Consider the following 6425-nt stretch of genomic DNA (forward strand, 5'->3'; position numbering starts at 1 on the left):
CCCGCGCGCACCCAGCTCGTCCAGCACCAGCCGGTGCAGCTTGGCCCAGACCCGCGCCGCACTCCACTCGGTGAAGCGGCGGCCGCGCGGACCTCGGCCCGGGTGCGGCGGCTCGTCCCGCCGGCGTGCCGCAGGGCGATCCTGACCGCGCGCTCGCTGAGGTCGATGGCGCTCGACGCGAACAGGGCGGTCACGGCCCGCACGGTGGCGTCCGCGCGCTCGCGGCTCCGCGCCGTACGGTCGAGCCAGCCCAGCGCCGCGCGGACGAGCTTCTTCTCCGGACGGGACAGCGCACCGGCGGCGGCCTCGCGGAAGAGCCGCTCGTCCAGCGCGCCCAGCTCGTCGGCACGGCGCACGTGGCGCAGCGCCAGGGCGGCGACGGCGGCCGGCGCGGACGGCAGCAGCCGGACATGGTCGCGGAGCCGGGCGCGCACCTCGTCGTCCGTGGGCTCAAGATCCTCGTACAGCCGCGCGAACCAGCGGAGGCCGTGCGGACCGCCGCCGCGCAGCAGGCGGTCGGCGCAGCCGTCCAGCAGCACCGCCCGGTCGAGGCGCCCCGCGGCGGCCAGCGCGGCCAGCGCCGCCAGCCAGGTGCGCCCGTCACCCGTCCGGTTCACCTCGTGGGCGAGCGCCGCGCCGATACCGTCCGCGGTGAAGAGGCGCGGGACGAGCGCGTCCAGGAACGCGTCCTCGGCGAGCGTCGCGGGATCGGGACTCGGATCGGCGAGCACCCAGCCGAGGACGAAGCCGTCCGCGGCGGGCGGCGCCGCACCGGACTCCTGCGCGAGCGTCGCCGCCATGTGCCAGAGCGGCATGCCGCGTTCCCGGTCCTCGGCGGGACGCAGCTTGCCGGCCACCCGGCGCGCGACGTCGGCGCGCCAGGCCGGGGGCCGCTGGGCCGTCACCGCGCGCAGCGCCGCGCGGAGGCCGGGATATCCGGTGTCGCCCCAGGGGCGCAGGTCGAGGCGGCACAGCCACGCCGCCGCCGCGGCGGCCCCGCCGATCGTGGCCGCGCCGGCGACCAGCAGCGCCTCGCGCATCCCCGGCGGAAGCCCCCGTCGCGCGACGATCATCGTCGCCACCCGGCCGGGCAGCTCCTTGGCGAGGCCGCGCCGCTCGGCCGCCGACAGCTCGACCAGCACCGAGGTGAGCCGGTCGAGGTCGCCCTCTTCGATCGGCCCGCTGACGTCGTCCCACCCGATCATCGGCGGACGACCCCCGCGGCGAGGCCGTGCTCGCGGCGGAGCCGGGTCAGCGGCGCCCTCGTCCGAGCGAGCGCGGTGCCTGGTGGTGCGGTCGTCGCCATGACCGCACCGTAGGGCCCCGGATCGATGGATCGGCGGCGAAACGCCCTAATCGCGGTCGATCTGTCCCGGGAAGAGCAGCGCCAGCTCGTGCGGATACCCGCCGATCAGCCGCAGCTCGTCGTCGGTCAGCGGGCGGCCCGTCTGCGCGTTGCACAGCTGGACGAGCGTGAAGGCGAGGTCCTCGTCCACCGGCTCGATGCCCAGCCCGTCCATGACGTGCCGGAACCCGGCCTTGCCTCCGTACTCGCCGGTGAGGACGACGCGCCCCCGCCGCGTGTGCCAGTCGTCGGGGAACGGGCCGAGCGTCTCCTCGTCGTACAGCTCGTAGTTGCCGTGGTCCTTCAGCGCACCGTCCGCGTGGATGCCGGACTCGTGCGCGAACGCGTTCCGCCCGACGCCGACCTGGTTGTAGGGGAGCGGCTGGCCGAACGCGTAGCTCGCCCACAGCGAGAACCGGCGCGCCCACGACAGGTCGATGGGATCGCCGATGGCCGCGCCGCGGTCCTCCAGGCCGAACCCGTGCCGGAACGCGAGGATCGTCGACAGCAGGTCGGCGTTGCCGGACCGCTCGCCGATCCCGTTCACGCACGTGTTGATCCACGCGTCCTGCCCCGCGTCCAGGTCGCCGAGCGCGCCCGACACGGAGTTGGCCACCGCCAGGCCCAGGTCGTTGTGGCAGTGCGTCTCGATGGGCAGCCCCACCGTGGACGCGAGCTTGGCGAAGCGCTCCCTGATGCGCTCCGGGGTGTCGCCGCCGATGGTGTCGCAGTAGCGGACGCGGTCCGCGCCCGCCTCCTTCGCGGCGAGCGCGAACTCGGTGAGGAAGCCGTCGTCGGTGCGCGAGCCGTCCTCGGCGTTGACGCCGACGGTCGCCGCGCCGCCCGCCTTCGCCGCGCGGACGGCGCCGACCATCTCGCGGATGATCGCGTCCCGGTCCAGCCGCCCCCGGAACTTGTTCGCGATCATGTAGTCGGACGTCGAGATGGACAGGTTGTAGTGCGCCAGCCCGGTGCCGCCGGCCTTCACCGCGACGGCCTTCTCCACGTCCGCGGCCACGCCCCGGCACCAGCCGGACAGCCGGAGCCCGCCGAACGCCCCCGCCTCCGCCAGCGCGATCTGCGCCCGCACGTACGGGGCCTCGTGGAACAGGAACGGGAACCCGATCTCCGACTGCGCCGCGCCGAGCCGTCCGAGATAGAAGTTGACCATCGTCTTGCCGAACTTGGACAGCCCGGTCCGGGCCGTCTGGACGCCGTCGCGGTTGGTGACGTCCAGGAAGTGAATCTGCGCCATGCGCTCAGATTGACACCGCAATCCACATGTATCAATATTGATGAAAATCAATGTGAGGGGATGGGGATGGCGGAGGAGGGCCAGGTCGGCGAGTGGATCGACGCCGCCGCGGCGGCCGAGCGCCTCGGTGTGAAACAGGCCACGCTGTACGCCTATGTCAGCCGCGGCGTGCTGCGCCGGCGGCACGCCCCGGACGGTCGCCGCAGCCTTTTCGATGCCGCCCAGGTGGAGGAGCTGGCCCGGCGCGGTCGTCCCCGGCGCCCGCCGGGCCCCGGTGAGCTGGCCATCGAGTCCGCGATCACCGCCTTGGGGGTCGACCGTCCGCACTACCGGGGCCGCGACGCGCTGGAGCTCGCGGCGAGCTGGACGTTCGAGCAGGTCGCCACCTGGATCTGGACCGGCGACGACGTCGACGCCTTGCCGCCGGACGCCTCGTCGCCGGAGGTCTGGCTTCCGGACGAGGAGGGCGCCGCCGCGGCCGTCGCGGCGCAGACCGGCCTGCCCGGCGACCTCCTGCCGCTGGACCGGATGCAGATCATCGTCGCCGTGCTGGCCGCGACCGCGCCCCTGCGCCACCACCTCGACCCGGCCGGCGTCATCGCGACCGCGCGCTCGCTCATCGCCGGCCTCGTCGCCGCCCTGCCCCCCGCCGAGGGGAACACCACGGCCGCGAGTGAGGGGCGGATCGCTGAGCGCCTCTGGACGCGGCTGTCCGCGGAGCCGCCCCGGCCCGGGATGCTGCGCGCTCTTGAGGCCGCGATGATCGTGATGGCCGACCATGAGCTGGCGGCGTCCACGGTCGCCGCCCGCGTCGCCGCGTCCGTGCGCGCCGACCCGTACGCCGTCGTCTCCGCCGGGCTCGGCGCGGCGAGCGGGCCGCTGCACGGCGGCGCCTCCTACGGCGCCGAGCGGCTGCTCGCCGAGGTCGGCGCCGGTGCCCCCGCGTCCCGGGTGATCGCGGAGCGGCTGCGCGCCGGCGAGCGGATCCCGGGATTCGGGCATGCGGTCTACAGGTCCGGCGACGCCCGCGCCACGTTCCTGCTGGACCTCGTCAGGGACGCGGCGCCCGGGCACGAGCGGCTCGCCGCCGCCGAGAAGGTGCTCGCGGAGGCCGCGCGGCGCCGCCTGCCCGCGCCCAACTCCGACTTCGCGCTGGCGGTGCTCGGCGCGGTCGCCGGTCTCGGCCCCGGCGCCGGGGAGGCGGTCTTCGGGGTCGCGCGCACCGCCGGCTGGCTGGCGCACGCGCTGGAGGAGTACGGCCGGCGCGGCATCCTGCGTCCGCGCGCCGTCTACGTCGGTCCGCCGCCCGGCTGACCGCACGGGACGCCGCACTCGCCCGCGTTCCCGGCGGCGCCTTCGGCCCTGGTGGAGGCGGGTGTGCGCCCGGTCAGAGGGCGGAGGCGGGGGTGTGCCCGGGCTCGGCGGAGGCGGGGGTACGCTCGTTGACGTGCGACGGTTCCTCACCCCAGGCTGGCTCGGGCTGCATCTGCTGGCGATCGTGCTGTGCGCCTCGTTCCTCGGTTTCGGCTGGTGGCAGTACGACCGCGCCCAGGCCGGCAACGACCGGAGCTGGGCCTACACCTTCGAATGGCCGATCTTCGCCATCTTCGTGATCGTGATGTGGGTCAAGATGATCCGGGACGAGCGGGACGGCGTGGCGCCGCCCGCGCCCCAGGTGATCGAGGAGCCCGCGGAGGCGGCGGTCACGCGCGAGATCATCCGGCGGCAGGAGGAAGAGGACCCGGCGCTCGCGGCCTACAACCGCTACCTGGCGCGCCTCAACGCCGAGACGCACCGGCGCGACTGAGCGACCCCGGTCCGGGAGGCCCGCCGGGCGCCTGGCCAGGGGTCACGGGCGATCGGTCGAGGCACGTCCGGGCCGTCACGGGCGGCGGGCCGAGATGGGTCCGGGTCGTCACGGGCGGCCGGTCGAGGTGGGCCCGGTCGTCACGGGCGGCGGGCCGAGGTGGGCCCGGGTCGTGACGGGCGGCGGGTCGAGATGGGCCCGAGGCGGCACGGGCGGCCGGTCGAGGCCCGTCCGGATCGTCACGGGGAGCCGGGGACCGTCCCCGGCGAGAGGAAAGGTGTGGTCTGTGGAAGGCGCGGTGACCAGGTATCGCATCCTGGCCCTGGTGGTCGGCACGCTGCTCGTGCTGCTGGTGGTCGGGATGGTGCTCAAGTACGGGCCGACCGACCAGCCGGCGATGGCGGGCGTCGTGGCCCCCGTGCACGGCCTGCTCTACATGGTGTACCTCGCGGCGGCGTACGACCTGTGGCGGCGCACCGGCTGGCCGCTCGGCCGGATGGTGCTGATCGTGCTGGGCGGCATCGTCCCGCTGATGACGTTCTTCGTCGAGCGCAGGGTGGTCCGCGACGCGCGTGCGCTGGACCGCGCGCCCGCCGAGGTCGGCGCCTGACCAACGTCCGCGACGGCCGCTCCTCGGGGGTGGCGGGGCGGAGCGCGCTCCCGTAATGTTTGACTGAGTCAAACGTTGGAGGCGGGTATGGCGGGAACGGCGACCGGCACCATGGCGGACGCGACCGACGCGACCGGCGCGGCGGCGGACATCGCGACGGTGCGGGCGTTCAACCGGTTCTACACCGGCGTGATCGGGGTGCTGGGCGACGGGCTCGTCCGGACGCCCTACTCCCTGACCGAGGCCAGGGTGATCTTCGAGCTGGCGCAGCGCGCGGACACCGGGGTGCTGGAGCTGCGCCGCGCCCTCGGCCTCGACGCCGGCTACCTCAGCCGGATGCTCGCCCGCTTCGCCGCCGACGGCCTCGTCGTCCGGGAGCGGTCGGCGGACGACGCGCGCCGCCAGATCGTCCGGCTGACGCCGCGGGGCCGGGAGGTCTTCGCCATGCTGGACGAGCGGTCCAGGGCCGACATCCGCGAGCTGCTGGACGGCCTGCCCGGCGAGGACCGCACCCGCCTCCTCACCGCCATGCGGACCATCCAGGACGTCCTCGACGGGCGCCCGCGCCGGGACGAGGTCGTGCTGCGGCCGCTGCGGCCCGGCGACCTCGGCTGGGTCGTCCAGCGCAACGGCGCCCTGTACGACGAGGAGTGCGGCTGGGACCGCAGCTACGAGGCCCTCGTCGCCAAGGTCGTCTCCGAGTACGTGGACGGCCACGACCCCGAGCGGGAGAACGCCTGGATCGCCGAGGCCGGCGGCGTCCGGCTGGGCGCCGTCTTCTGCGTCCGGCGGGAGGACGACGTGGCGCAGCTCCGGCTGCTGCACGTCGAGCCGGAGGCGCGCGGCATGGGCGTCGGCCGTGCCCTGGTCGAGGAGTGCGTGCGGTTCGCCGCCGGGGCGGGCTACTCGGAGATCATGCTGTGGACCACGGCGTTGCAGCGGTCCGCGCACCGCGTCTACGAGCGGGCCGGATTCGCCCTGGTGGAAGAGGAGCCCCCGGTCGGCCGCTTCGGTGACGTCGTCCACGGGCAGGTCTGGCGCCGCAAGCTCTGACCGCGTCCTTCAGAGCACGCATCCGTGAGCGCCCTCGGCGCCGCGGCCTCCCGGGGACGTGCACCGGCGAGACGTGATGCTCGGCGAGGTCGGCCGCTACCGGGCGGCGCGCAGCGGGGTCGGCCGCTGCCGAGCGGCGCGCAGTGGGGTTGTTTGCTGCCGGGCGGGGCTCAGCTAGGTCGGCTGTTGCCGGGCGGCGTTCAGCGGGGTCGGCCGCTGCCGGGGCGGCGCTCCGGGTCGGCTGCTGCCGGGTGGCGCGCGGCGGGCAGGTCCATGCCGAGGTCGATCCGGTTGAGCAGGATCTGGAGCACGGTCGTGATGATCGTCGAACCGCCGGGGGTGCCGACGGCGAGCT

Annotated in this window: 6 protein-coding genes and 2 pseudogenes; 4 read left to right on the plus strand and 4 right to left on the minus strand. The window is 75.1% G+C overall.

Features of this window, described 5'->3' with window-relative positions:
* From E1300_RS46385 to E1300_RS46390, 3 genes and pseudogenes are all read right to left on the minus strand, one after another.
* Positions 1-81, minus strand: a pseudogene (locus tag E1300_RS46385) (IS5/IS1182 family transposase); the annotation flags it as partial.
* A gap of 260 nt (positions 82-341) precedes the next feature.
* A pseudogene (locus tag E1300_RS53770) lies at positions 342-1205 on the minus strand (DUF6493 family protein); the annotation flags it as partial.
* 147 nt (positions 1206-1352) lie between these two features.
* Positions 1353-2600 (minus strand): hydroxymethylglutaryl-CoA lyase-like TIM-barrel protein, encoded by a 1248-nt coding sequence (locus tag E1300_RS46390; RefSeq protein WP_131763644.1) that lies wholly within the window; start codon positions 2598-2600, stop codon positions 1353-1355.
* 66 nt (positions 2601-2666) lie between these two features.
* Between E1300_RS46390 and E1300_RS46395 the strand changes: the two genes are divergently transcribed.
* The 4 genes from E1300_RS46395 (at position 2667) to E1300_RS46410 (ending at position 6070) form a co-directional block, all read left to right on the plus strand.
* Positions 2667-3914, plus strand: coding sequence for a citrate/2-methylcitrate synthase (locus tag E1300_RS46395; RefSeq protein ID WP_131763645.1), 1248 nt, complete (start codon positions 2667-2669; stop codon positions 3912-3914).
* A 133-nt stretch (positions 3915-4047) separates the two neighbouring features.
* Positions 4048-4407 carry a hypothetical protein gene (locus tag E1300_RS46400; RefSeq protein WP_131763646.1) on the plus strand — a complete coding sequence of 120 codons (360 nt, stop codon included), beginning with the start codon at positions 4048-4050 and terminating at the stop codon, positions 4405-4407.
* Between the two features lie 298 nt (positions 4408-4705).
* Complete coding sequence (locus tag E1300_RS46405) at positions 4706-5017, plus strand: DUF3817 domain-containing protein (RefSeq protein WP_242619839.1); 312 nt, start codon at positions 4706-4708, stop codon at positions 5015-5017.
* Positions 5018-5104: 87 nt separating this feature from the next.
* Positions 5105-6070: a bifunctional helix-turn-helix transcriptional regulator/GNAT family N-acetyltransferase gene (locus E1300_RS46410; protein ID WP_242619840.1), complete on the plus strand. Its 966-nt coding sequence runs from the start codon at positions 5105-5107 to the stop codon at positions 6068-6070.
* Between the two features lie 200 nt (positions 6071-6270).
* Here the strand turns inward: E1300_RS46410 and E1300_RS54115 are convergent, their stop codons facing one another.
* On the minus strand, positions 6271-6381 hold the full coding sequence (locus tag E1300_RS54115) for a hypothetical protein (RefSeq protein WP_242619841.1): 111 nt from the start codon (positions 6379-6381) through the stop codon (positions 6271-6273).
* Positions 6382-6425 lie beyond the last annotated feature (44 nt).

The sequence above is a fragment of the Actinomadura fibrosa genome (assembly GCF_900659615.1).
Lineage (GTDB): Bacteria > Actinomycetota > Actinomycetes > Streptosporangiales > Streptosporangiaceae > Spirillospora > Spirillospora fibrosa.

Coding starts and splice junctions, on each gene's coding strand:
- E1300_RS46410 (WP_242619840.1), top strand. CDS start 5,105: ATGGCGGGAACGGCGACCGGCACCATGGCGGACGCGACCGACGCGACC.
- E1300_RS46390 (WP_131763644.1), bottom strand. CDS start 2,600: ATGGCGCAGATTCACTTCCTGGACGTCACCAACCGCGACGGCGTCCAG.
- E1300_RS46395 (WP_131763645.1), top strand. CDS start 2,667: ATGGCGGAGGAGGGCCAGGTCGGCGAGTGGATCGACGCCGCCGCGGCG.